The 23,409-nt window shown below is 58.2% G+C and carries 16 protein-coding genes and 1 pseudogene; 9 read left to right on the top strand and 8 right to left on the bottom strand.

Going from position 1 to position 23,409, the window contains the following annotated elements:
- Nucleotides 1-77 precede the first annotated feature (77 nt).
- The 4 genes from AB8B29_RS30725 to AB8B29_RS30740 all read right to left on the bottom strand — a co-directional run bounded on the left by AB8B29_RS30725 (nucleotide 78) and on the right by AB8B29_RS30740 (nucleotide 4,162).
- Nucleotides 78-506 (bottom strand): helix-turn-helix domain-containing protein, encoded by a 429-nt coding sequence (locus tag AB8B29_RS30725; RefSeq protein WP_051963879.1) that lies wholly within the window; start codon nucleotides 504-506, stop codon nucleotides 78-80.
- A 259-nt stretch (nucleotides 507-765) separates the two neighbouring features.
- On the bottom strand, nucleotides 766-1,722 hold the full coding sequence (locus AB8B29_RS30730) for a helix-turn-helix domain-containing protein (protein WP_439006978.1): 957 nt from the start codon (nucleotides 1,720-1,722) through the stop codon (nucleotides 766-768).
- An 85-nt stretch (nucleotides 1,723-1,807) separates the two neighbouring features.
- Nucleotides 1,808-3,016, bottom strand: a complete 1,209-nt coding sequence (locus AB8B29_RS30735) for a sensor histidine kinase (RefSeq protein ID WP_037198659.1) — start codon at nucleotides 3,014-3,016, stop codon at nucleotides 1,808-1,810.
- Nucleotides 3,017-3,310: 294 nt separating this feature from the next.
- Nucleotides 3,311-4,162, bottom strand: a complete 852-nt coding sequence (locus AB8B29_RS30740) for a LysR family transcriptional regulator (RefSeq protein WP_037198737.1) — start codon at nucleotides 4,160-4,162, stop codon at nucleotides 3,311-3,313.
- 106 nt (nucleotides 4,163-4,268) lie between these two features.
- Here AB8B29_RS30740 and AB8B29_RS30745 point away from each other — a divergent pair, with 106 nt between their 5' ends.
- The 9 genes from AB8B29_RS30745 (at nucleotide 4,269) to AB8B29_RS30785 (ending at nucleotide 15,715) form a co-directional block, all read left to right on the top strand.
- Nucleotides 4,269-5,447 (top strand): MFS transporter, encoded by a 1,179-nt coding sequence (locus AB8B29_RS30745; protein WP_037198658.1) that lies wholly within the window; start codon nucleotides 4,269-4,271, stop codon nucleotides 5,445-5,447.
- Between the two features lie 230 nt (nucleotides 5,448-5,677).
- Complete coding sequence (locus AB8B29_RS30750) at nucleotides 5,678-6,121, top strand: (2Fe-2S)-binding protein (protein ID WP_037198656.1); 444 nt, start codon at nucleotides 5,678-5,680, stop codon at nucleotides 6,119-6,121.
- Nucleotide 6,122: 1 nt separating this feature from the next.
- Nucleotides 6,123-8,399: a xanthine dehydrogenase family protein molybdopterin-binding subunit gene (locus AB8B29_RS30755; RefSeq protein ID WP_037198654.1), complete on the top strand. Its 2,277-nt coding sequence runs from the start codon at nucleotides 6,123-6,125 to the stop codon at nucleotides 8,397-8,399.
- The gene (locus AB8B29_RS30760) at nucleotides 8,396-9,694 is read left to right on the top strand and encodes a c-type cytochrome (protein WP_439006979.1); all 1,299 of its coding nucleotides are present in this window, start codon (nucleotides 8,396-8,398) and stop codon (nucleotides 9,692-9,694) included. Before AB8B29_RS30755 ends, AB8B29_RS30760 begins: the two co-directional genes overlap by 4 nt.
- A gap of 305 nt (nucleotides 9,695-9,999) precedes the next feature.
- The gene (locus AB8B29_RS30765) at nucleotides 10,000-11,436 is read left to right on the top strand and encodes a cytochrome ubiquinol oxidase subunit I (protein WP_037198650.1); all 1,437 of its coding nucleotides are present in this window, start codon (nucleotides 10,000-10,002) and stop codon (nucleotides 11,434-11,436) included.
- A gap of 1 nt (nucleotide 11,437) precedes the next feature.
- Complete coding sequence (cydB, locus tag AB8B29_RS30770; RefSeq protein ID WP_113134667.1) at nucleotides 11,438-12,448, top strand: cytochrome d ubiquinol oxidase subunit II; 1,011 nt, start codon at nucleotides 11,438-11,440, stop codon at nucleotides 12,446-12,448.
- Nucleotides 12,448-12,588 (top strand): DUF2474 domain-containing protein, encoded by a 141-nt coding sequence (locus AB8B29_RS30775; RefSeq protein WP_080760542.1) that lies wholly within the window; start codon nucleotides 12,448-12,450, stop codon nucleotides 12,586-12,588. Before cydB ends, AB8B29_RS30775 begins: the two co-directional genes overlap by 1 nt.
- 105 nt (nucleotides 12,589-12,693) lie before the next feature.
- Entirely contained in the window at nucleotides 12,694-14,421 is a 1,728-nt protein-coding gene (poxB, locus tag AB8B29_RS30780) for a ubiquinone-dependent pyruvate dehydrogenase (RefSeq protein WP_037198646.1), read from the top strand.
- A 1-nt stretch (nucleotide 14,422) separates the two neighbouring features.
- Complete coding sequence (locus tag AB8B29_RS30785) at nucleotides 14,423-15,715, top strand: SAM-dependent methyltransferase (RefSeq protein WP_037198645.1); 1,293 nt, start codon at nucleotides 14,423-14,425, stop codon at nucleotides 15,713-15,715.
- A gap of 237 nt (nucleotides 15,716-15,952) precedes the next feature.
- On the opposite strand, the gene AB8B29_RS30790 is transcribed toward AB8B29_RS30785, so the two are convergent.
- From AB8B29_RS30790 to AB8B29_RS30805, 4 genes and pseudogenes are all read right to left on the bottom strand, one after another.
- On the bottom strand, nucleotides 15,953-19,984 hold the full coding sequence (locus AB8B29_RS30790; RefSeq protein WP_037198644.1) for an AAA family ATPase: 4,032 nt from the start codon (nucleotides 19,982-19,984) through the stop codon (nucleotides 15,953-15,955).
- Between the two features lie 399 nt (nucleotides 19,985-20,383).
- Nucleotides 20,384-21,295: pseudogene (locus AB8B29_RS30795) on the bottom strand (XdhC family protein); the annotation flags it as partial.
- A gap of 19 nt (nucleotides 21,296-21,314) precedes the next feature.
- The gene (locus tag AB8B29_RS30800) at nucleotides 21,315-22,532 is read right to left on the bottom strand and encodes an MFS transporter (RefSeq protein WP_037198643.1); all 1,218 of its coding nucleotides are present in this window, start codon (nucleotides 22,530-22,532) and stop codon (nucleotides 21,315-21,317) included.
- Nucleotides 22,529-23,389 carry an MBL fold metallo-hydrolase gene (locus AB8B29_RS30805; RefSeq protein WP_037198642.1) on the bottom strand — a complete coding sequence of 287 codons (861 nt, stop codon included), beginning with the start codon at nucleotides 23,387-23,389 and terminating at the stop codon, nucleotides 22,529-22,531. The genes AB8B29_RS30800 and AB8B29_RS30805 overlap by 4 nt, the downstream gene beginning before the upstream one ends.
- Nucleotides 23,390-23,409 lie beyond the last annotated feature (20 nt).

Here is a 23,409-nt window from a genome sequence, read left to right on the forward strand (position 1 = left end):
TGGCAACGAGGCCGGACACTATACGCATGAATAGGTTCAGTGACCGTCGGTAGGGGGCAAATAGTTGCAGCTTGCGATCAGGCGGACTTCCGCAACGCGCCCAACGGAGCCGCCTCGACCGATGTCCCGATTGCGATCGTGCCGTCGACCGGCTGGGTTGATCCCCTATCCCTTCGCCAGATGGAGGGGGGAACGCCTTTGGTATTTCGAAACACCCGGGCGAAGTGTGCTTGATCTGCAAAGCCGCATTGTGCAGCGATTTCGCTGAGCGGAAGCAGCGTGCTTGTCAGAGTTTGCGATGCTTTCTCTATCCGGTGCTGGGCAAGCCACCTGTAGGGAGAAAGCCCGGTGGAAACTTTGAATGCCCTGGCAAAATATGTCGAGGATAGGCCGCACTCGATTGCGATCTGCGACAGGCTCATGCGGTTGGTCACGCTGCTTTCGAGAAGGGCGATGGCACGGCTAAGTCGCAGTGGCGTCAATCCGCCACGGTTAATTTCCGACATTTGCCTTGCGCTGCCTTATTTCGGTTGATCGTCATATTCGAGACGATGACAACTGCAGCGAAACCAGTCGGGCAATAAGCCATTATTTGGTCGAAACCGTTTTGCGTAAAAAGCAAAGGCAAAGCAGGTGCTTACTTTGGCTCTCGCCATTGTCGAGTTGTTGCGTCGCCGTTGTCGCACAGGGGTGCATGGTCTGCACGCCGCATATCCCATCGGCGTTGATCACGGGCGTGGTACGCGGACGGTCAAGAACCGACCGTCAGTCAGGGCGGAATTTCGGAGAGACCTGATGCATGCTAAAGGAAGGCGTGAGGATGATGTTGCGTCGCCAGGCGGCGGGCGGCATCCCTTTGGCCTTACTGAAAGTCCTGGAAAAATGCGCCTGATCGGAAAAACCGCAGGCGATCGCGATTTCCTTCAAGGTTAGCGAGGAATTTCTCAGCAGATCTGACGCCTTGTCCAGCCGCCGCTGAGCAAGCCACCGATGTGGTGTTCCGCCGGTGGAGACCTTGAACGCTCGCGCGAAATAGGAGGATGAGAGGCCGGATTCTCGCGCAATATCGGACAGATTCAGCCGACCATGCAGGTTGCCATCGAGTAGCGCGGTCGCGCGGTTGAGCTGCATCGGAGTTAGCCCGCCGCGACGGATATGTGATTGGCGGTGAATACTGCCGTAAGTCGATGCAAGGTGGACCAGAAGACCGGTGCCGACATAATCCAAGAGCAGCTGGTTGGTGTCAAAGCGTCCGTCGAATATCGGGATCAATGCGTTGACGATGTTATGGACGACCGGGTCGTCGATATCTGCCCCCGGCGCAACGTTGAACCCTTCAAGTGGCTTGGTGCCGATCTCCTCCTCCAAAGAGTACAGTGCTCGTCTGGAGATGTAGAAGTTCGTGCAATCAAACGGTGACTGCAGGTCCGCTCGCCAAACTCTCGAGTAATCGTAAAGAGTGAAATTTCCCTGCCTGCTCCCGCGAAAATCGACCTTTTTCCCGTCGACCCACATCGCACCCTGGTAGTCGCGCTTCTGGAGAGAAAGCATGAACGCGTCTTCCAGTACGTGATCGTCGGTCATGCCGTGACCTGGCGTATCCCGCTTGATCCTGGATGCTGAAAGTAGCCCACCCGTTAAAGACGACGCAACGATATGCGGTGTCCGCAGTACCCGTAGATATTCCATGTTGCGGTTGTCTGACGTGTGGTCTTTCGACAATCGAGCCTCTCCATCCGCGCTGCGGCAAGTAGCAATTCAAAGTCTGTGTCACATATTTTCAGCATGTGCCACGGATCGACAAGCGTTAAAAGTATCCTGGCGAGCGGTCTGGCCTTAGCGGCAATTTGAAGAGCATCGTGGTTCCTCGATCGTCAGACCGGGCGATTTCGAGGTTTCCGCCATGAAGCTGAGCGATGGTACGTGCGATCGCGAGCTTGATGCCACGGCCGCCCTGCTTCGAGGAATAGGACGGGTCAAAGATCGCGTCCCGTGCCTCAAGCGGAATGGATTGGCCACTATCAGAGAGCGAAATGACCAGTTCATTGTCAAGCATCGTGCTTGAGATGTTCAATCGGCGTGGCCCTTGAACCTTCTTCATGGAGTCCAGGGCGACGCTGACCAGAGTGGTGATAGCTTGTTCGATCTGCTTAGCTTCAGCCAAGACGGCGGCTCCTTGTGAAAAATCGCATTCACTCTTGACATCCGCCTCAATCAGGTCGTCGGCAAGAATTTCGAGTGCGGCCTGTACACATGAGCTGACATCAATCAATTCTAACGCGGATCCGCCGGATCCTGTGGCAGAGCGATAACTCCCCATGACGCTTCCGACCGAGAAAGTCGATGCTGCGATCTTGCGCAACGACCGCCGAGCCTTCTCGACTTTCGGTGGGTCTTGGTTGAGCCAATGCAGGCCGGCACTGGCATGGGCGACCACCGCGGAAAGCGAATCGTTGATTTTGTGCGCGATTGTTTCCGCAACGCCAGCCAACGTGATTGGATTAATGTTTTCAAACATCGGATAGGGAATAGTCCGGACGGCCGAGCCTGTTTCGGGAAGGCTACGGGCGACCTGCGCCGATCCAACGGCAGCTTCCTGCAATCTCAAAACCTGCTCAAAAGCTGACGCGTAAAGCTCGATAGCCTGAACGGTGGATGCGGAGAACCCGTTCACATCGTCGGCCATTTCCAGATAGAGTATCGATGAAACAAGACTTGTCTGGCCCATCGGAACAGCGAGACAAGCTGTCGCGACTGCGGGCGCCTCACCCTGATGAGCGCACACGACGCTCGCGCCCAGTGAGGTAGCCTCCATAGCTGCCTTGGTTTGATGTGGCATGGGCATGGACGAAGGTATTCCGATGAAAGGCGCCTCGTTGCTGCCGCCCACAGACGTATGAATGAACAAGCCTTTATCGCCTGGGCAAAGTAGAAGCCCTCTGGCAGCACCGGAAAACTGGACGGCCGCATCCAGCAGTGCGACGATGCTCCCATCTGTCCTTCGGAGTCCGCCCATTGGTTCTACTCCCAAGCCAGAAAATGCGTCGACCATACCCAACACCGTGTCTAAATGTTCGTGCAGCGGGCATCAAAGCCGTTGACGCGCATGCTCGTCAACTTGGGATCGCTGCAGGCCCCCTTTTAGGGCGAGACTATTCAAATTGAGCCGACTTGAACGCCGTATTGTTCAAAATCACAGATCGGTGGCAGGAGGTTAAACGTGGCCGTAATCACGAGCCGCTGCAAAATGCGGCCTGGATGAGGGCCAGCCAGCATTCTTAACCGAGGGCGCTGCAGCAGTTTCGGGCTGTCAGTTTGCCAACATGCTCACGGCCATGTCTACAAAGGCACGTAGACGTGCTGATCGCCTCACGTCACGATGATAGCCCATCCAGATCTCTCTTAGGGGAGGGTCCTCACCGAGATCGACCCGCTTCAGTCGCGATTGCTGGTCGCCGACCGGACGGGGCAAGACCACTATTCCGACACCGGCACAACTCATTTGCGCCTGGACGTTCCGATTGTTCGATTTCAGAGCCACTTTCGCACCCGGCAGCTTCTGCTTCAGCCAATCGATATCGGGGAAGGCGCCGAGCGACGTGTCCATTGTTACAAGGGAGAACCCTTCGCCTTTTCCAGGTTCAGGCGTGTCGAGGTCCCTGTTGATGTAAACGCCATACGGCATCTGTATCAGCCGCCGCTGGACAATATCGGCTTCCGCGAAGGGCAGAATTCGGAAGGCGACGTCGGCTTCTCGCTGCGCCAGGCTGAAGAGGCGGGTTCCGGTCAGGACTTCGATATCGACATCAGGATGGGCCTTCGAAAATCTCGCCATGACCGGTGGTAGCACCCAGGCGCCGAACCAGTCGGGAGAAGAGATGCGTAGCGTCCCTTCAAGCTTCTGGACGTCACCGGCAAGCCTGCGCTCCATCGCAAGCGCCGATTCTTCCATGTGCTCCGCCATGGTCAATACCGCAGCACCTTCCTCTGTAAGGACATAGCCGTCGGCGGTGCGTTGAAAAAGTGTTTGACCAGTAGCCTCTTCAAGCGCCTGCAGCCGGCGACTGACCGTGGGGTGGCTGATCTTCAAAAGCCTGCCGGCGGCACCGAGCGTGCCACTACGCGCGACTGCCAGGAAAATACGAACGTCACTCCAGTCCATCTTCACCCCGTTCAAAACCGTACCGTGACTGTGCAACATCGTCGATTGAGGAACAAGGTCGTTCGGAAGATAAGACTTTCCATTCTTCCACGAAAGGAGGTCAGAGATGGCTTTCACCACTCAATCCACAGCGGTTGCCCCGAGAATGACGACACCGCTGACTTTCGCGATGGCACTTGCCACAGGCGTCGCTGTCGCGAACATCTATTACAACCAACCGATGCTGAAGATCATGGCGCACGAGTTTCCTGGCGCTGCCAGCCTCGTGTCTCCCGTCACCCAGCTCGGATACGCCGCCGGCCTCTTTTTACTGGTTCCGCTCGGCGACATTGTTGAGCGTAAGCGTCTGATCGTCGGGCAGTTTGCTGTTCTCGCGGTCGCACTGCTGGCGCTTGCATTCGCTTCGGGCACGGCAACTGTGCTGATCGCTTCCGTGTTCGTCGGTTTTACGGCGACGGTGGCACAGCAGATTATCCCGTTTGCTGCTCATCTCGCTTCTCCCGATCGGCGCGGCGCAACGGTTGGCACGCTGATGTCCGGATTGCTGGGTGGGATCCTGTTGAGCCGAACCGTTGCCGGCTATATCGGCGGCGGCCTCGGCTGGCGCGAGATGTATATGATCGCCGTGCCGGTGGCGATCCTCGGTGCCATCGGCATGTGGGCGGTTCTGCCGTCAGCGGCGCCATCGAGCCAGCTTCGCTATCCGGCGCTTCTCGCATCGATCCGCACGCTTTGGAAGGAGTTGCCGGAATTGCGTCGGGCGGCTTTCACTCAGGCGCTGTTGTTCGCAGGGTTCTCCGCCTTCTGGACTGTTTTGCCCTTCCGTCTGGCTGAACCGCAGTTTGGAATGGGGGCCGGCATGGCTGGCCTGTTCGGTATCGTCGGAGCGGTTGGTGTGATCGCGGCGCCGCTGGCAGGCAAGATCTCCGACCGACGCGGCCCTGCCATCGTCGTGAAGCTCGGGGCGATCATCTGCCTTCTGTCCTGGGTTCTGTTTGCGGCTTCGCCTACCATCACTGCTCTCGTCATCGGCGTCATAACCCTCGACTTCGGCATCCAGTCGGCGATGGTTTCGAACCAGTCGATTGTTTATTCTCTGCGTCCCGAGGCTCGCGCAAGGCTCAACACCGTCTTCATGGGTTCGATGTTCCTTGGTGGTGCTGCAGGTTCGGCGATCGGCACGGCTGCCTATAATCATTCCGGTTGGACGGCCGCGACGCTCGTCGCCTGCGCAGCCAGCGCGGTTGCCGTCGGTCTTCAGTTGAGCAGGCGGGCTCCTGAATGACCAAAGCGATGCGGCGGAGATGATCTCCGCCGCATCGTATCCTGCAAGTCGCCGCGATCGCGGATGCCCCGCCGCCTCGCGGCAGAGCCGGGTTGGCACCTACACCTTGGTATAGGGGCGCTACGCTTAGGTCTCAGTTCTTCGAGACTGTATTCATTCTAAAATAATGCGGTCATTCACCGCTCATTTCCGTATCAGACATCCGATACGAACATCGAAAGCTCCCCCTCATGGCGATATCTGCAACCGTGAACGGCAGGGCCGTTCAACTCGACGGCCCTCCGGACATGCCGCTTCTATGGGCCCTGCGAGATCTTCTTGGCATGACCGGAACAAAATTTGGCTGCGGTATCGGCCAATGCGGTGCCTGCACGGTGCAGGTCGACGGCAAACCGGTCAGGTCCTGCGTGCTGCCGATCGGCGAGCTGGACGGCGCGATTACGACAATCGAAGGGATTGGCGAGACCGAGGAGGGGCGCAGAATCCAGAAAGCATGGCTTTCACTCGAAGTCGTGCAATGCGGATACTGTCAGTGCGGTCAGATCATGGCAGCATCGGCGCTGCTTGCGCGCGACCCGAAGCCGGATGATGCGGCAATCGATGCGGCCATGTCAGGCAATATCTGTCGTTGCTGCACCTATCCGCGCATCCGCGACGCGATCAAGGAGGCTTGATATGGGGCTCTTTGGATTGCTCGACGACAATCGTCTCCCGACTCTCGGTCGCCGGAAGTTTCTCGCTGGCAGTGCGCTGGTCATAGGTTTCGCCTTCGCCAACTCTGCGCGCGCGCTTGTACCCACAACAGGCCTCGGTCGCGCGGGTGCTCTCGATGCTGCGGCAACCGGGTTCGATGGTTTCGTACCGGATGGGTTCATACGCATCGGCACGGACGGGCAGATCGTTCTTGTCGTCCCGAGCGCGGAAATGGGCCAGGGGATTGCAACAACCGAAGCGATGCTGCTTGCCGAAGAACTGGAAGTCGGGTTGGATCAGGTGGAAGTCGCTCTCGCACCGGCCGATCCGACCGCGTACAATCAGTCTATTCTGAAAGGCCAGATTACCGGCGGATCGACCTCCGTGCGGGCATTCTACCTGCCTTTGAGACAAGCGGGCGCCGCCGCGCGCACCATGCTCGTCAATGCTGCCGCAGGTCTCTGGCAGGTTCCGGCCGCCGAATGCAGCGCAGCAAGAGCGGTCATCACCCATAACCCGACGAGGCGGGCAGCCTCTTATGCTTCGGTTGCCGAAGCCGCCCGTTCGCAGCCCGTCCCTAAGGATGTTCAGCTGAAGAATCCGGGCGAGTTCAAGCTGATCGGCAAACCGCTGAAGCGGGTCGATACACCGGAGAAAGTCACCGGTGCGGCAAAGTTCGGCATCGATGTCATGGTCGAGGGTATGCGTTACGCCGCGATCACGATCTGTCCCACCATTGGCGGGAAGGTGAAATCCGTTGACGATACTGCGTCGCGGGCCTCGCCAGGCGTTGTTGATATTCTGCGGATCGAAGACGCCGTTGCGGTTGTCGGCGAGACCTATTGGGCCGCCAGGAAGGGCCTTGATCTGCTCGCGGTCGAATGGGACCTGGGACCGAACGCGGATATGTCCTCCGATGATTTGTGGGACGGGTTGCGCAATGCCAAGGCCACGCCGATCGTCGGCAAGGTGGTCGGAGATCCCGACATCGCCCTTGCTTCAGGCGTTCGGATCGAATCCACCTATGAGCTTCCCTACCTGGCACATGCTGCTCTGGAGCCGATCAACACGACCATTCACATGCAAGGAGATCGCTGCGACATCTGGGTGAGCACCCAGGTGCCCGAAATCGCCAGGGTCGTTGCCGCGGAGATCCTCGGATTACCGATCGAAAAGGTGACGGTGCATCCGCATCTGATCGGCGGCGGCTTCGGTCGCCGTCTTGCCGTCGACACGATCCAGCAGGCAGCCCGGTTCGGCAAACTCGCAAATTATCCAGTGAAGATCATCTGGACCCGCGAGCAGGATATCATGCACGACTATTTCCGGCCCGCCTATTTCGACAGGGTCACGGCAACGCTTGATCCGAAAACGCGCCTTCCTTCTGCGTTCCATCATCGCACGACCGGCTCGACCGTCAGAACCTATTACGATCGAAAGCCCTGGCCGGAAGGCAAGCTCGATCCCGATACGCTCGGAGGGTCGGTCGACATGCCCTATGCAATCCCGAACGGGAAGTGGGAATGGGTTCGTCAGGACAGTCCGGTTTCGTTGAACTGGTGGCGCGGCGTGGGTGAGGGTCACAACGTCTTCGTCATCGAAAGCTTCATCGATGAGCTCGCGCTGGCGGCGGGCAAGGATCCGATCGAATATCGGCTTGCCATGCTGCAGAACAACCCGCGTGCCATTGCGGTGCTGAAGAAGGTCGCCGACGCCTCTGGCTGGGGGGGAAAGCTTTCGGCTCGGCGCGGCCGCGGGGTTTCCTTGCACCACAGTTTCGGAACGTTCGCTGCCCTGGTGATGGAAGTTGAAGTCGATCGCTACGGCGAGGTCTATCTCAGGAACGGGACGATCGCCGTCGATTGCGGTCAGCCGATCAATCCGGACGGCGTCGTTGCCCAGATGACCGGTGGCACGCTGTTTGGCCTGTCGGCGGCGCTCCACAACGGGGTGACCTTCAAGGATGGCCGCGTTCAGGAAAGCAATTTTCATGACTACCGGCAGATCCGCATGAACGAGGTGCCGCCTTTCCAGGTCTTTGTCATGCCCAGCACCGAAAACCCCGGCGGCCTTGGTGAAGTCGGGACCGTCTCGGCGCCGGCAGCGCTCACCAATGCGATTTACGCCGCGACCGGTGTGCGGCTGCGTTCGCTGCCGATCGACCGCAAACTCTTGATGGAGAAAGGGCATGGCGATGAGGTCGCCGGTGCCAGCTACCAGTCGAAGACGATCACCAGTCAGCGGGGAGTGGCACAATGAGATACTTGCCCAAATTCCTCTTCGTCATTTCTGGCTTGGTCGTCGTCGTCGGGCTCGCGGCACTCGCCTTCTTTTTCTGGCCGCATCGACTGCCACAGGTGACCGCAAGTGCCTCTCAGCCGCATGGTTCGGAACTGATTGCACGCGGGAAATATCTGACCACCGCTGCCGACTGCGAAGCCTGTCACACCGCCCCCGGAGGCAAACCCTTCACCGGTGGGCTCGCCTTCAAGCTTCCCTTCGGAACCATCTATTCGCCCAACATCACACCCGACACGAAGGATGGTGTCGGCTCCTGGTCGGATGCCGAGTTCGTCCGCGCGGTTCGCTCAGGTGTCGGTAGGCATGGTGAAGATCTCTACCCTGCCTTCCCCTACACATCCTACGCACTCCTCTCGACCGACGACATCCTTGCCATCAAGGCCTATATCGAAACGCTCAAGCCCGTGTCCGGTTCGGCGCCTCAGAATGAGCTGGCCTTCCCGTTCAATCAACGCTGGACGCTGCGGTCGTGGAAGCTGCTCTTCATGCCTTTGGGGCCTTTCGAGCAGGATACCTCAAAGAGCGAGCAGTGGAACCAGGGCGCCTATCTCGTCGAGGCTTTGGCACATTGCGGCGAATGCCACACGCCGCGCGGCCTGATGTTCCAGCGCGAGCAGGGCGAAGCCCTGTCTGGCAGCCTCGTTGACGGCTGGAAGGCCTGGAACATCACCTCCGACAAGGAGACGGGTCTCGGCAAATGGTCGGACGAGGCGCTCGCCGCCTACCTGTCGAGGGGCTACGCGGCAGATCATGGTCCGGCTGCCGGGCCGATGCGGCAGGCAATAGATTTGAGCCTGAGCAAGCTGCCACAGTCTGATATCCAGGCGATTGTCACCTACCTGCGCACCGTTCCGGCGAAACCAGCAAGTTACGAAGGTCCGCCGGTCAACCCGGTCGCCCCTGCTGCCCAAGCGTCGAAACCATGGACACCGGACGAAGGCGGCAACGCTGTTGGCAAACGAATATTCGAAGGTACCTGCGCCAGCTGCCACGGCTTTGATGGCTCAGGCCAGAATATCGCCCGCGCAGCCTTGTCCGGCTCTCATTCCGTCAATGACCCGAGTGGTTCAAACCTTGTCAGGGTCATCCTGCAGGGGACCGTGGATCAAAGCGGAACGTCGACGACGGCGATGCCGGCATTCGCAAAAGGATACTCCGATGCAGAGATTGCTGCGCTGGCGAATTATGTGATCGGTCATTTCGGTGGCATGAAGGGACAGGTCACACCTAACGTCGTCTCGGCCGCTCGATAACAGCCTACCGATGCGCGTGGCGAGCAGGCGCCCGGTTTCCAGAAGGGAACCGGGCGTTTTGCCATGGCTATCAATGAGGCCGGCTCGCCTTTGCCTCGGTCGCTCAAACGCACTTCGAATTTGAATATTGCAACACAAAACGCCCTATCCATTGGCATATCTATGCATAGCCCAATCTATACCTACGTTTAGTTGCGACCAAGTCTCCCAACCGCGAATGTCATGGCAGACGCTCCGACTACGAGTGTCACGCAATCGAGCAAGCATTGCTCGCCATCGAACCATTCACGCGAAGGAGAGCCTCGATGCTGGGTTTCAGCGCATTGGAACTTGCGCGACTACAATTCGCTTTCACCGTCTCGTTCCACATTATCTTCCCTGCCATCACGATCGGCCTAGCCAGCTATCTGGCCGTGCTTGAGGCACTGTGGCTGATCCGTCGAAATCCGGTTTACGTAGAGCTCTATCACTTCTGGTCGAAGATTTTCGCCGTCAATTTCGGCATGGGCGTCGTCTCGGGCCTCGTCATGGCTTATGAGTTCGGCACCAACTGGAGCGGCTTTTCGCAATTCGCCGGCGGCGTCACAGGCCCGCTCCTCACCTATGAAGTGCTGACGGCCTTCTTTCTTGAGGCGGGCTTTCTCGGCGTCATGCTTTTCGGCTGGAACAAAGTCGGCCCCGGCCTGCATATGTTCGCGACGGCTATGGTTGCCATCGGCACGCTGATCTCCACGACCTGGATCCTGGCGTCGAACAGCTGGATGCAGACCCCTCAGGGTTTCGAGATCATCGATGGCAGGGTCGTGCCGACCGACTGGCTGGCGGTGATCTTCAATCCTTCCTTCCCCTTTCGGCTGGCTCATATGACGCTGGCAGCCTACCTCTCGACAGCACTGTTCGTCGCTGCTGCTGCAGCATGGCACCTGCTGCGGGGCCGCTCCACGCCGGCGATCCGGAAGATGTTTTCAATGGCGCTCTGGATGCTGCTTTTCGTTGCGCCGGTGCAGATGTTCGTCGGCGACGCCCATGGCCTCAACACACTCGAACACCAGCCCGCCAAGATCGCTGCGATCGAGGGGCATTGGGAGAATGATCCGAACGCCACCAGCCTCCCGCTGATCGCCTTCGGTATTCCCGACATGAAGGCCGAGGAGACGAAATACGCGATCGAGATCCCGTTCCTTGGAAGTTTGATCCTGACCCACAGCCTGCATGGCAAGATTCCCGGCTTGAAGGAATTCGCGCCTCAGGATCGCCCGAACTCGACGATCATCTTCTTCACCTTCCGCATCATGGTCGGTCTTGGCATGGCGATGCTCCTGCTCGGCGTCTGGGGTGCTTACCAGCGTTGGCGCGGCAAGCTGTTCGAAACCCGGCTCTTCCTGCTCTTCGCCCTCTGTATGGGGCCGACTGGGTTGATCGCGGTGCTGGCCGGCTGGATCACCACCGAGGTCGGGCGTCAGCCCTGGGTCGTCTACGGAATCCTGCGCACTCAGGATGCGGTCTCCAACCATTCGGTCCTGGCCCTCAGCGTTACGCTGGTCATGTTCATCGTCATGTATTTCCTCCTCTTTGGAACAGGCATCGGCTTCATGTTGAGGATGGTTGGCCAAGGTCCGGAAGAAGGCCGCGGCAGCATGGCGCCATCCCAGGATGGTCAGGTCCGTAGACCCGCAAGACCTTTTTCCGCCGCTCCCGACAATATCAATTCAACGCCGCTGCGCGAAACCACGGAGGTTTAAGATGGGTATCGATCTTCCCCTCATCTGGGCTGTCATCATCGCCTTCGGTGTTATGATGTATGTGATCATGGATGGTTTCGATCTCGGGATCGGCATCCTCTTCCCGTTCGTGTCCGATCGGCAGGAGCGGGACGCCATGGTCAACACCGTGGCGCCGGTCTGGGACGGCAACGAGACTTGGCTTGTTCTTGGCGGAGCCGCCATGTTTGCGGCCTTTCCGCTTGCCTACGGCTTCCTGCTCAGCGCGCTTTATTTGCCGCTGATGTTCATGCTCGCCGGCCTGATCTGGCGTGGCGTTTCCTTCGAGTTCCGCTTCAAAGCGGCCGATCGCCACAAGCCTTTCTGGGATAAGGCCTTTGCCGGTGGTTCTTATGTCGCGACCTTCTCGCAGGGCGTGGCGCTCGGCGCATTCATCAACGGTTTCGAGCTTGACGGTACGACATTCACCGGCACGGCGCTGGATTGTTTCACGCCATTCAGCATTTTCACCGGCTTTGCCCTCATGGTCGCCTATGCGCTTCTCGGCTCGACCTGGCTCATCATGAAGACGACCGATGACCTGCAGCGCCGCATGCGCGATCTGGCCCAATGGATCTCGATTGCCCTGCTCGTGGCCATCATCATCGTCAGCATCTGGACCCCGATCATGCATCCGCAGGTGGCGGCACGCTGGCTGAGCTTCCCCAACCTCTTTTTCTTTGCGCCTGTGCCGCTTCTGGTTTTGGGGGTGACCTGGCTTCATCTGCGTGTCCTGCGCAGCCGCGCGGTCCATGTTGCCCCCTTCATTCTCGCGCTGATCATGATCTTCCTTGGCTACACCGGCCTCGCAATCAGCATGTGGCCCTACGTGATACCGCCCTCGATCACGATCTGGGCGGCAGCGTCGACGCCGGAAAGCATGGGCTTCGCGCTGGTCGGAACGCTGCTGATCATTCCAATCATCCTCGTCTACACGTCCTGGTCCTATTACGTGTTTCGCGGCAGGCAGGCTGTGGGTGAGGGGTATCACTGATGGCGTTCCGGAGCCTCGCTCACGGTCCCGCCAAACGGGTCGGATGGTTGGTCGCCATCTGGTGCCTGTCGGTGATCGGTCTCGGCGTCTTCGCCATGATCTTCCGCTTCATCATGTCCCTGGCGGGACTGACCGAATAGGCCCGCCAGCTTCATTCAATCAAACCAATTCCAGCTTTGAACACTGCCATTGAGGCTGTTCGCCTTCGCAACTGACGCAGTCAGCGATCCATCAAGGAGAGTACCATGAGCAAGAAAGCAGCAGACGTCATCACCGAGATCCTTCACGCCGCCGGCGTGCGCCGCATCTATGGCGTCGTTGGCGACAGTCTGAACGGGCTGACCGAATCTCTGCGCGTTCGCAAGGATATCGAATGGGTCCACACAAGGCATGAAGAGACCGCAGCCTTTGCCGCCGGCGCCGAAGCGCATCTGACCGGCGAGCTTGCCGTCTGCGCCGGTAGCTGCGGACCGGGCAACCTGCACCTCATCAATGGTCTCTTCGATTGCCACCGTTCTCGTGTTCCGGTGCTTGCCATCGCCGCTCAGATCCCTTCGGCGGAGGTCGGACGCGGCTATTTCCAGGAAACCCATCCGGATCAGCTATTCCGTGAGTGCAGCCATTTCTGCGAGATGGTGAGCCACCCGGATCAGCTTCCCGGTGTTCTGGAATCGGCGATCCGCGCAGCCGTCGGCAAGCGTGGCGTGGCGGTGATCGTCATTCCAGGCGATGTGGCGCTGTCCGAGTTCACGGGCAAGATCTCCCAACCGGCGGCATTCGCTCTGCCGCAGCCGACAGTCACGCCCCAGCCCAGCGAGATCGTCCAGTTTGCCGACATTCTCAACAGCAGCTCCAAGACGACGCTGTTTTGCGGCCGCGGTTGCCAGGGCGCCCATGCCGAGCTGCTGAAGCTGGCCGAGAAACTTAAGGCTCCGATCGTCCATGCACTTGGCGGCAAGGAACATGTCGAATGGGACAATCCCTTTGATGTCGGCATGACCGGCCTTATCGGCTTTTCTTCCGGCTACGCCGCGATGCAGGATTGCGATACGCTCGTCATGCTGGGTACCGACTTTCCCTATCGTCAGTTCTTCCCCTCACATGCCAAGGTCGTCCAGGTTGATCTGCGTCCGGAAAATCTCGGGCGCCGTGTCCCCCTCGACCTCGCCCTTGTCGGCGACGTCAAGTCGACGATCGAGGCCGTTCTTCCGTTGGTCGAGGCCAACCCGAACACGTCGTATCTCGACTTCTGCAAGAAGCGGTATGTGAAGGCGCGGGCCGGACTCGATGAGCTGGCCACCGGCAAGGCGGGTCGGACGATCCATCCGCAATATCTGGCCAAGCTCGTCAGCGACCATGCAAGCGAAGACGCCGTCTTCACCTTCGACGTCGGCACGCCAACCATCTGGGCCGCGCGCTATCTGAAGATGAACGGCAAGCGCCGGATCATCGGTTCTCTCGCCCACGGTTCCATGGCCAACGCCATGCCGCAGGCAATCGGCGCGCAGTCCGCTTATCCCGGCCGTCAGATCATTAGCCTGTCCGGCGATGGCGGCTTCTCCATGCTGATGGGCGATTTCCTGACACTGGTGCAGCAGGATCTGCCGGTCAAGGTCATCATCTTCAACAACTCGACCCTCGGCTTCGTGGCCATGGAAATGAAGGCGTCCGGCTTCCTTGAAACGGGGACCACGCTGAAGAACCCGAACTTTGCCGATTTCGCCCGGTCGGTCGGAGTCCATGCGCTTCGGGTCGAGGATCCTTCGGAGCTTGAAGGGGCGATCAAGGACATCCTGGCGCATGATGGACCGGCGCTGCTCGACGTCGTCACCAATACCCAGGAACTGTCCATGCCGCCGCAGATCAAGGCGGAACAAGTGAAGGGCTTCAGTCTCTGGGCCCTGAAGACGGTGATGAACGGTCGCGGCGACGAACTGGTCGACTTGACGCTGTCGAACTTCCTAGAGCGCTGACATGATCCTTGAAGCTGCACTTGAACGCCTGGTCAAGATCGGACCGTTGACCGTGACCTTTCCCGATGGATCGGTGAAAGCCTTCGGCACGGGAGAGGAGCCGCGTGCCTCTCTTGCAATCCGGAGCACATTGGCCCAGCGCCGGCTGGCAAGAAACCCGGCGCTTGCGCTCGGCGAGGCCTATATGGACGGAGAAATCGAGTTCGGAGACGGCGACCTCTTCGGCACGCTCGATTTCCTCGCCATGAACTCGATGGAGGGCGGCAGCCATCCCTTCGACAAGCTGATGGAGAAGGTCCGCCGGCTGCGTCGCAATCTCGACCAGTTCAACACGACCGGGCGCTCCAGGCGCAATGTCGCCCACCATTACGACCTCGACGATCGCCTCTATTCGGTCATGCTCGATCATGATCGGCAATATTCCTGCGCCTATTTCCCCGACGGGGACGCGACGCTGGAAGACGCCCAGCTGAAGAAAAAGGTTCACATCGCCTCCAAGCTGATGCTGGACCGGCCGGGTCTTGAGGTTCTGGATATAGGTTGCGGTTGGGGCGGCATGGCCCTGTTCCTGGCAAGGGAATACGGCGCCCGCGTAACGGGGCTGACCCTTTCCCAGGAACAGCTTTCCGTGGCTCGTCGACGGGCCTTCGAGGAGGGTTTGAGCGATCTCGTCTCCTTCGAACTGATTGACTACCGCAACTGGGATCACAAGGTCGACCGGATCGTGTCAGTCGGCATGTTCGAACATGTCGGCATCAATCACTACAAGACCTTTTTCGACAAGGTGAAGTCGCTTCTGCGCGACGACGGTGTGGCGGTGATCCATGCGATCGGGCGGGCAGACGGGCCGGGTAGCACCAACCCCTGGATCGCCAAATACATCTTCCCCGGCGGTTACTCGCCGGCAGTGTCGGAAGTCATGTCGGTGGTGGAGAAGTCGGGCCTATGGGCAACGGATATTGAAATCCTGCGCCTGCATTATGCCAGGACGCTTGAGCTGTGGCGCGAGCGTTTTGACCGGCATCGTGCCGCCCTGACGACGGTTTATGATGAACGGTTCTGCCGGATGTTCGAGTTCTATCTCGTCGGATCGGAACTTGCTTTCCGCCGCTGGGGTCACATGAACTGGCAGATTCAGCTGACGAAAGATGTTGCAACCGTGCCTTTGGCTCGCGACTATATGGCGGCAGCGGAACGGCGAAAACTAGCGTCCATGACATCACGGGATGCGACGCCGATACATGCGGTGCCATTGAGAGCCAGCCATGGGCGCTCAGAGCAGATAGCTCAATAAACGAAACAGGGGAAGGAAGCCTATTTGGATTCATTCCTTGCGACCCTTGGCCGGTGGCATTTTGGCGACCGCCAAAGGTCTTTACCGCGGAAGAAGGGCGCTCGTTCCCGAACACAGCTCGATCGTCTCCAGCCGACCCGAAATAGAATGACGTGAGAAGCAGGCAATCCACCCCACCTTCAATGTCGGGTCCAGAACCAAATTCGTGTTTACCTGCCCCTGCTGACTTGGATCCGCCTATTCGGCAGCTGTCTGGCCGCCGTTGGGGGGGGCTTGTGTCAAAGGAAGGCGGAAGATCATAGTTGTGCCTGCAGCATTCGAGTTTCCGATGCCAAGGCTGCCGCCGTGGACTTCTGCGATCGTCTTGCAAATTGCAAGACCCATGCCCAGACCCTTGTCCTTGGTCGTAAAGAACGGGTCGAATATTGACTCACGTGCGGAAGCCGGAATTCCGGTACCCGTATCTGTGACAGCTAGAACAACGAATGCATCGCGTATCTCGCTTTCAATCTTCAGTCGGCGCCCGTCCGCGCGAGGGTCCATTGCGTCGATTGCGTTGGTCATCAGGTTGAGAACTACCTGCTGGATCTGGATCGGGTCGGCAAAAAGCTGCCCGCCTTCAATCAGGTTGCAGTCAATCTCGACGCCTTTTGTTCGCTCGTCTGTCTCTACAACCGACAACACGTCGTTTACCACGTCTTTGATGTCGATAAACTCGAGGTTGGCGGGGGCCTGTTTTACCAGAGCACGCAGGGCCGATATGATATTGCTCGCCCGTACACCTGATTGTTCGATTTTACTAAAATTCGTTATCGCATTTTCGATCTGTGGGGTCGGCTGCTTCAGCCAGCGAATGCCCGAGTGCGCGAACGTTACGATGGCTGACAGCGGTTGGTTCACCTCATGAACGATCGAAGCCGCCATGCTGCCAAGAACTGTAACATGTGAGTTTTTAATCAATTCTGCGCGCGCGCTGACAAGCTCGGTTTCGCGGAATTTCCGGGCGGTATTGCCACGCAATTGTTCGTGCAATTGTGCTTTGAGACGAAGAGATTCGGTCGTTGCGATAGCGAAGAGTTCGATCGCCTGTTCGATCTCGAGCGAGAACGCATCGCTCATGGCGTTGTTCTCGAGATACAGTACCCCTATCACTCTGTCCTTATCCATCAACGGAACGCAGAGTAATGAACGCGCAGGGCATTCGCGCAGGCTCTCGGCGTGGATATCGCCAGCTTCGGTCACCGCGTTGCCGTAGCGCAGACTATGTGCAGATTTCACGACCATGTTGATGATGGATACCGGGGCCATCTCGCCAGTCATGAGGCAGGGCTCGGTGGTGAAGCTCGTCATGCCGTCGCGAAACCGTGTGCTGGCAACAATAGACAACTGAACCCCATCCACGGCGATCAGTTGTCCGCGCATTGCGCCGGAATAGTCTATGGCTGCGGCAACCAGGTCGTTGATCAGCGAATCGGCACGCTCGATTGGTGGAATGCTCTGTTCGGGCAGTTCGACATCGACGGGCACGGAGAATATGTTTGCGAATTCGATGCGCAGCCGATCTGCCTGTTGCTCTGCACCCCACTTATGGAAATTCTCCTGGGCGTGGCGGATATGGCCAAATGCGGAGAAGGAGAGGCCGATCTCAAGAGCCAGGCGACCTACACGCTCGTGGACGAGGGCAAGCTCGTGCAGAAAGCCTGCCGCCTTTGCGGCATTGATGGATAGCTCGTACTGACGCAACGCCTCAATCGTGTCGCCCGAGGCACGGGCTGCTTCTGCATTGATGAAGGCAAGCTTGTTGGCGAAGGTGGTCGGGTTCTGCTCTGCGAGGAGGCGAAGAATATCCAGCCCTGCTGAATTGGGTGTTCCGCTTCCGAGCATCTGCTCGCACAATGCCGTGTAGAAATGAAGGTCCGCAAGGTGGATATGTGCCGGCGTTGTCCATTTCCATGTGCGCGCCTCTGAAAATGACTCCGCAGCAGCTGCCAACTTCCCGTTGTAGAATTGGGAAATCCCTTCAAACAAATGACCCCAGAAGATCAGCGGCGACATCTGAGAAGCGGCGTCTGCCGTCGCGATTGCCAAGATCGTTCCAGGCTCTACGGCGCAGTCTTTCAAACTGTCTACAAGGGCGAGCTGAACCCGAAGGATTCGCACGACCTCCTCGAACCCGACGCTTCTCGCCATAGCAATCCCGCGATTGGCCTCGTTGCTGACCACAGACAGCGGCGCTCCCATGGCGAGCAGATCTGACACGATATGGTTCGTCGCGTAGCAGGCCATGCTGATATCGCCGCTGTTCTTGCCATGCTCAAACGCTTCCTTGGCGCGCGAAAGCGCATAAGAAAGTGGCTTCAGCCACACGGAAACCTGGTCCAAAGCAACAAGGGCCGAGGTTCGATATGCCTGGAAAGAATGAGCATGAGAAAGCGTCACAGCAGCTTCGGCCATGGCCAGAGCGCTGTCGAAGTCGCGGTAGTCACTGGCGATGCATACGCCGCACCATGCCAGACCGTAGCATGTCGCTTCGCTCACACCGTGAGCAGCGGATAGCTCGACAATCTTTGCGGTATGAAGGAATTTGAGGCCATCGTCGGAGAAAAATGAAGACTGCAACGTCGCGAGGAGATCCATGGCGACGATGATGGTTTCCTCCGTTAGGGGAGGCTGCGCAGAAATCGCGGGGAAATTGAGCGCCTCGATCGCAGAATAAACAGCGCTGCGGGCACATTCCAGCTCTGAAGGGGACGGTTTCCTTGTAAGTTTGATATCGAGTAGATCCAAACCGACCAGTGCAACGTCCATTGCCTGCTCGAATTGCCCGCGCAGGATCAATACCGCCGCGCGCAGACGCGCGGCTCGAGCGCGCTCATGCGTCGAGTTCGCATGGGCGATCAGTCGCTCCAATTCGCTGTCGTCAATCGCGGCACCATCACGCTCAACTAGGATGGCGCAGCGCAGCTCTGCGAATTCCCAATGATACCGATCCGAGGCATCCAGGAGCGAAACGAGTTCTATCCCCTTTTCCGCATAACGAAGTGCGCCTTCGAGCGACCCCACTGCCTTGGCAATCTTGGCGGCCTTGTCGAGAGCGGCAAGAGCTGGGCCGAGGCCTTCAAGGAGGAGCGGGTGATGTTTTGCCTTGACGATCTGCTCCGCTGCAGCCAGCTGCTGGTCGGTCGCAGATGCATTGAGTGTGAACATTGCTCTGGCAATCTTGGCATGCCGCTCGGTACGTTCATCTTTGTTCAAGCTTGCGCGAATGTGCTCGCGAACCGCATCGTGCGAAAACTGCCATCCGTCGCCCTCCGTCTTGAAAAGGCCGAGCAGTAAGGCAGGTTCGATCAAACGGTGAAGGTCTTCGAGGTCGATGGAGGTCGTCGAGGTCAAAAGGGCGTTTGCGCCTGTGAACCCAATACAGGCGGCAGATTGCAGGACATTTCGTGTCGCGTCCGGCAACTCCGTGATGATGCGGGTCAAAAGCGCGTCGAGGCTCCAGTTTTTCTGGTGAGAAACGAACTGGGCGAGGTCAGGAGCTGTTTCGGCGCGATCCAGGACATTCAATATCAACTGGATGTGAAAGGGATTGCCGGCGGCGACCGATTGGACCAAACGGGCGAGCGGACCCGTCGTTTCTCCGAAGCGCTTCGAAGACACCAGTCCTTCCACAGCTTCATACGCTAATGTCTTAAGGACTATGTCCGTGACGCGCACAGCGGTGTCGCCGAGGAAGCTCGCCAGACCCGTGTCGCCGAAGTCAGTCCGGTCGTCGTTTCGATAGGTACCGATCACCAGAATGTCACGGAATCCACGTTCCGAAAGCGCGCGCATCAATTGCATCGAGCTTTCGTCGAGCCAGTGGAGATCGTCTATCAGAAGGACCAGTGGAGATTTGGGGGATGTGCTGGATTGTATGGCTTCAATGAGCCGGTCTTTGACCCGATTTACGGGACCAGGTGTGCTTGCATCACGAACCGATGCGATCTCTTCGAGTTCTCGGGGCGAAAGTAGCCGAGCGAGAGCCTTGAGGATAGCGCTATATGGTACATGCCGAAACGCCTCGTCCGCCTTGCCGATAGCATGCCTAATCGTGTGTTGAGCGGTAAGAAATGCATTGACCACCGAGGTCTTGCCGTAACCGGCGGCACCGCCGATCAAGACGATCTCGCCATATCCGCTCTGGATCACGCGTTCATAGGCCTGGCGAAGGAGTTCGAGTTCAGCTTCCCGACCAAAAATCTGTCGGTTTCCAAAAGCGTAGTTCATGATGTACCGCCGAGGGTTCGCTTGCGAACGACACGAAGAGCATCGGGGTCAGGCGCTGTCAAAACGATTCTGCAGTGCAGCAAATCTTTAGGTGATCAATATTCAAAATACATGCATTTTAGACAATACGGAGGGATTTTAGTGGGTTAGCCTGCGGAGGTCGATCAAGGGTCGCTCTGCAGCTGCACGGTTGGCGTCTTCGATAGTATCAATATCGAATGTGGCGGCGCTTGCTATGTCGCACAACTGCTGTGCGACTGAGGATTGACGCAAGATATTCTGCGCGCCCACGTCGCCGTCAAGATCTTTCATATTCGAGAAAAGTGATTTAGGTACAATCACTGGATGACCAGGCCTTTTGCCATTGCTCGCGCGAGTGATCACCCTCGCCGTTTTCCCGAATGTCGCGAGTCTGGCTGCGCTCACGTCTGCAAGGACCGACAGTTCCAAGGATTTGGCATCCTTGGTCGGCCCAAACAACCCGATGGGTGCTTTGATCTTACCAATAGCTTCGTCAGAGAAGCCTTCCGCCAGCAGCCACTCGCGACGCTTCTTATGGGTTCTGCTGCTTCCGAGTGCGCCAAGATAAAAAGCCTGTGAGGCGAGCGCTTTCGTCAGGATGGGCATTTCAGCATCGAGGTCGTGATGTAGAAGTGCCACAGCGGTATGAGCGTCAATCAGGCTGTCGAGCTTATAATACTGGGTAGGTTGGAGCAGCACCACATCGAGCTCCGCTGCTGCGGCCAAACGGCTGACCGTTAGCGCCTCGATTGAGTAGCTTGAGATGATTAGCCTCAATGCTGGGCGATATATGGTGACGAAGTCGTTTCCGATCCATCCCGACCGTGTTGGGGACTCACAAACAAGGAGTTGTTATGTCGCGGGAATGTAGCGTATCGCCACCTCTCTGCGATCAGCCAAACTATCGAGCGCGTATCGCAACGGGGTTACGTCGCGCAATATGTGAATCGAGACGCTTATGCCTCCCCCACAAGGAAGTACGATATCGAAGAATGGAGATCCCATGCCGAGGCGCACGTTGCGGTCTTCTCCCCGAGCCATGGCATCCAGGGCCTCAACTGCGACAGCTGCCTCGATGCATCCACCCGAGACATAGCCGCAAAAGCTACCATCCTCGCAAATGGCAATCTGCGCGCCGAGAGCGCGCGCAGCGCCACCCCCGATCTCCACGGGGGTTGCAAGGGCTACTCGGCAGACGGCAAATGCCTCAACCGCGAACCTCAGTATTTCGACAGGATCGTCGCTCAGCTTCGAACGGTGCGGGGTTGCAAGCAAGCTGTCGTTGTTCATCAGCACAGAGCTTCACCCTTCATGGGTCATGGCGGGCACGAGAGTGGTTCGCTCGCATTGTTCGAATACGCACTGCGTCGAGCAGCAATGTGATGACAGCCAGTACCGCTATGAGGGCCACCCCTGTAACAACAGCGTTTGCCAGCCCTGCAGTAGTCGCGATACGCCCGAGTGAAAGGGCGACTACCGCTTGGGCGAGATATGCGACAAGGAATAATGCAGACAGGGTCGCTGCTCGATGCGTTTTCGAGGCTCCTTCATTGATCAAGGACAGCCCTCCCAAGAGCAGAAGGCTATAGGCCACTCCAGCCCCAATTTGAGCGGATGCGAAGACAATGAGGAGTTGCTCCTCTGCGGCGATAGCCAGACAGCCCACCGAAAGCAGCCCGATGACAGCTCCGATCCGCAATACGCTGCCTGGAGACCTACCGCGGACGGGAGCGGTTGCAAAGGCAGACGATACCGCAAAGATCGTGATAATCCCTCCGTTCATCAACGCGTTTGTCGAAGCGACCACGTCATGTGCAACCTGAGCACCAAGGGAGAGCGTCATTGCGCCCAACACATAGGCGGTTGTGACCGCAGCAGTGGCCGATACAAACGGTGCAAAGAACCCATTGGGGATAGACGGAATGCCTGGTCGCCACTTTCCATGAGGTCGCGATGCTGTGCGATTTGGCAAATGCCAGGTTGCGATCGTAACAAGCACCAGGATGCCGGTCAGGACTGCAAAGTTCAGCCGGGAAGGGAAGGGGGCGTATTGGATCAAGGCGCCGCCGACGAGCGCCGCGCCCGACATGCCGATCGCTTGCGCGACCGCCGTGACGCTTCCTGCCTGCTTGAGCTTGTCGGGGGCGCTGAACTCTAGAACAGCCGCGGCCGAGGGGCCGGCCGATAGACCGACACCTATCCCCATGAACGCTCGCCCAACAAAGATCCAGTAGATGTCAGGCGCGATCGCAAAGATCAACGATCCGATCGTCGACGCAAAGAGACCAATCAACATGGTTTCTCGGCGACCGATATAGTCCGAGAGATTGCCGAAAAGCACGAGGACCAAAACGACGAACACCGGATAGACCGCGAAAATTGCGGTCGTCGAAAAGGTCGAGAGGCCCCACTCATGCGCGTATATCGGATATGTCAAAACCGGAGCGGCGCTCGTCCAGATCGTGTGGGCGACAACGGCAGCAGCGGTCAGGAAACTTGCCTGCCGCCCAAATATCTTACGTCTCATCGGGTGACCTCCGGCACACGGCGAAGCCGGAAAGCAGAGCCTAGGCGCTCGGCGCGCCCGACCCCGGGATATCGCCATCGAAATCCGAGGAGCTTTGCCCGCTCTTCTTCCGCCTGATTAAGGATTTGGCGTCGCGTGGTAGCCGCCTGTCCCGCATCAATGTCAAAGCCAAAGCTCCAATCGGGATGTTCGAATGAAACAACGTCGCTGGCCACCGCATCGCCTGTCACGATGAGCGGCACGTCGCTTTCGAGAATCACCGCGATGTGACCTGGAGTATGGCCGCATGAGCTGAGAACCCGCAATCCGGGTATGATCTCGTCACCATTTTCAACCAGCGTCACGCGCCCGAGGATCGCGGAAAGAGTTTTTCGCGTGTGGGACCGGCTCATACGCTCATATTCTGTTGTCGGTTCATCGTTGTCCGTCATCCAGAATGACCACTCGGCTTCGCTCATCACATAGCGCGCATTTGCATACCGCAGTGACCCGTCCGGCCGCACAAGGCCCCAGATGTGACAAGGATGGGCATGCGTAAGAACGACAAGGCTGATGTCGGCCGCATGGACGCCAATCGCTTCCAGATTGGCTTCCAGAAACCCTGTTTTCTCGCTTTTTCTTTCGCCGGCACCGACGTCGACGAGGATCATCTCATCCGCGGTCACAAGGAAGGGTATGTTTGATGGCGCAAGACAAATCTCGTCGGAGCCACTGTCCTCACATTGAGATCCGTCCGAAGCTGTATGAACGTTTTCCCCCAAAGGTCCGAAATCGGAGCTTTCAGCTGGTGCGTCCGAGAGGACGGTGACGTCAAATGCACCATGGCGGAAGCTGTAAAAATCTCTCATCGATGTCATGACTATTCCAATCTGTTCGA

The organism is Rhizobium sp. 11_C7_N12_5, from assembly GCF_051811145.1.
GTDB lineage: Bacteria > Pseudomonadota > Alphaproteobacteria > Rhizobiales > Rhizobiaceae > Rhizobium > Rhizobium lusitanum.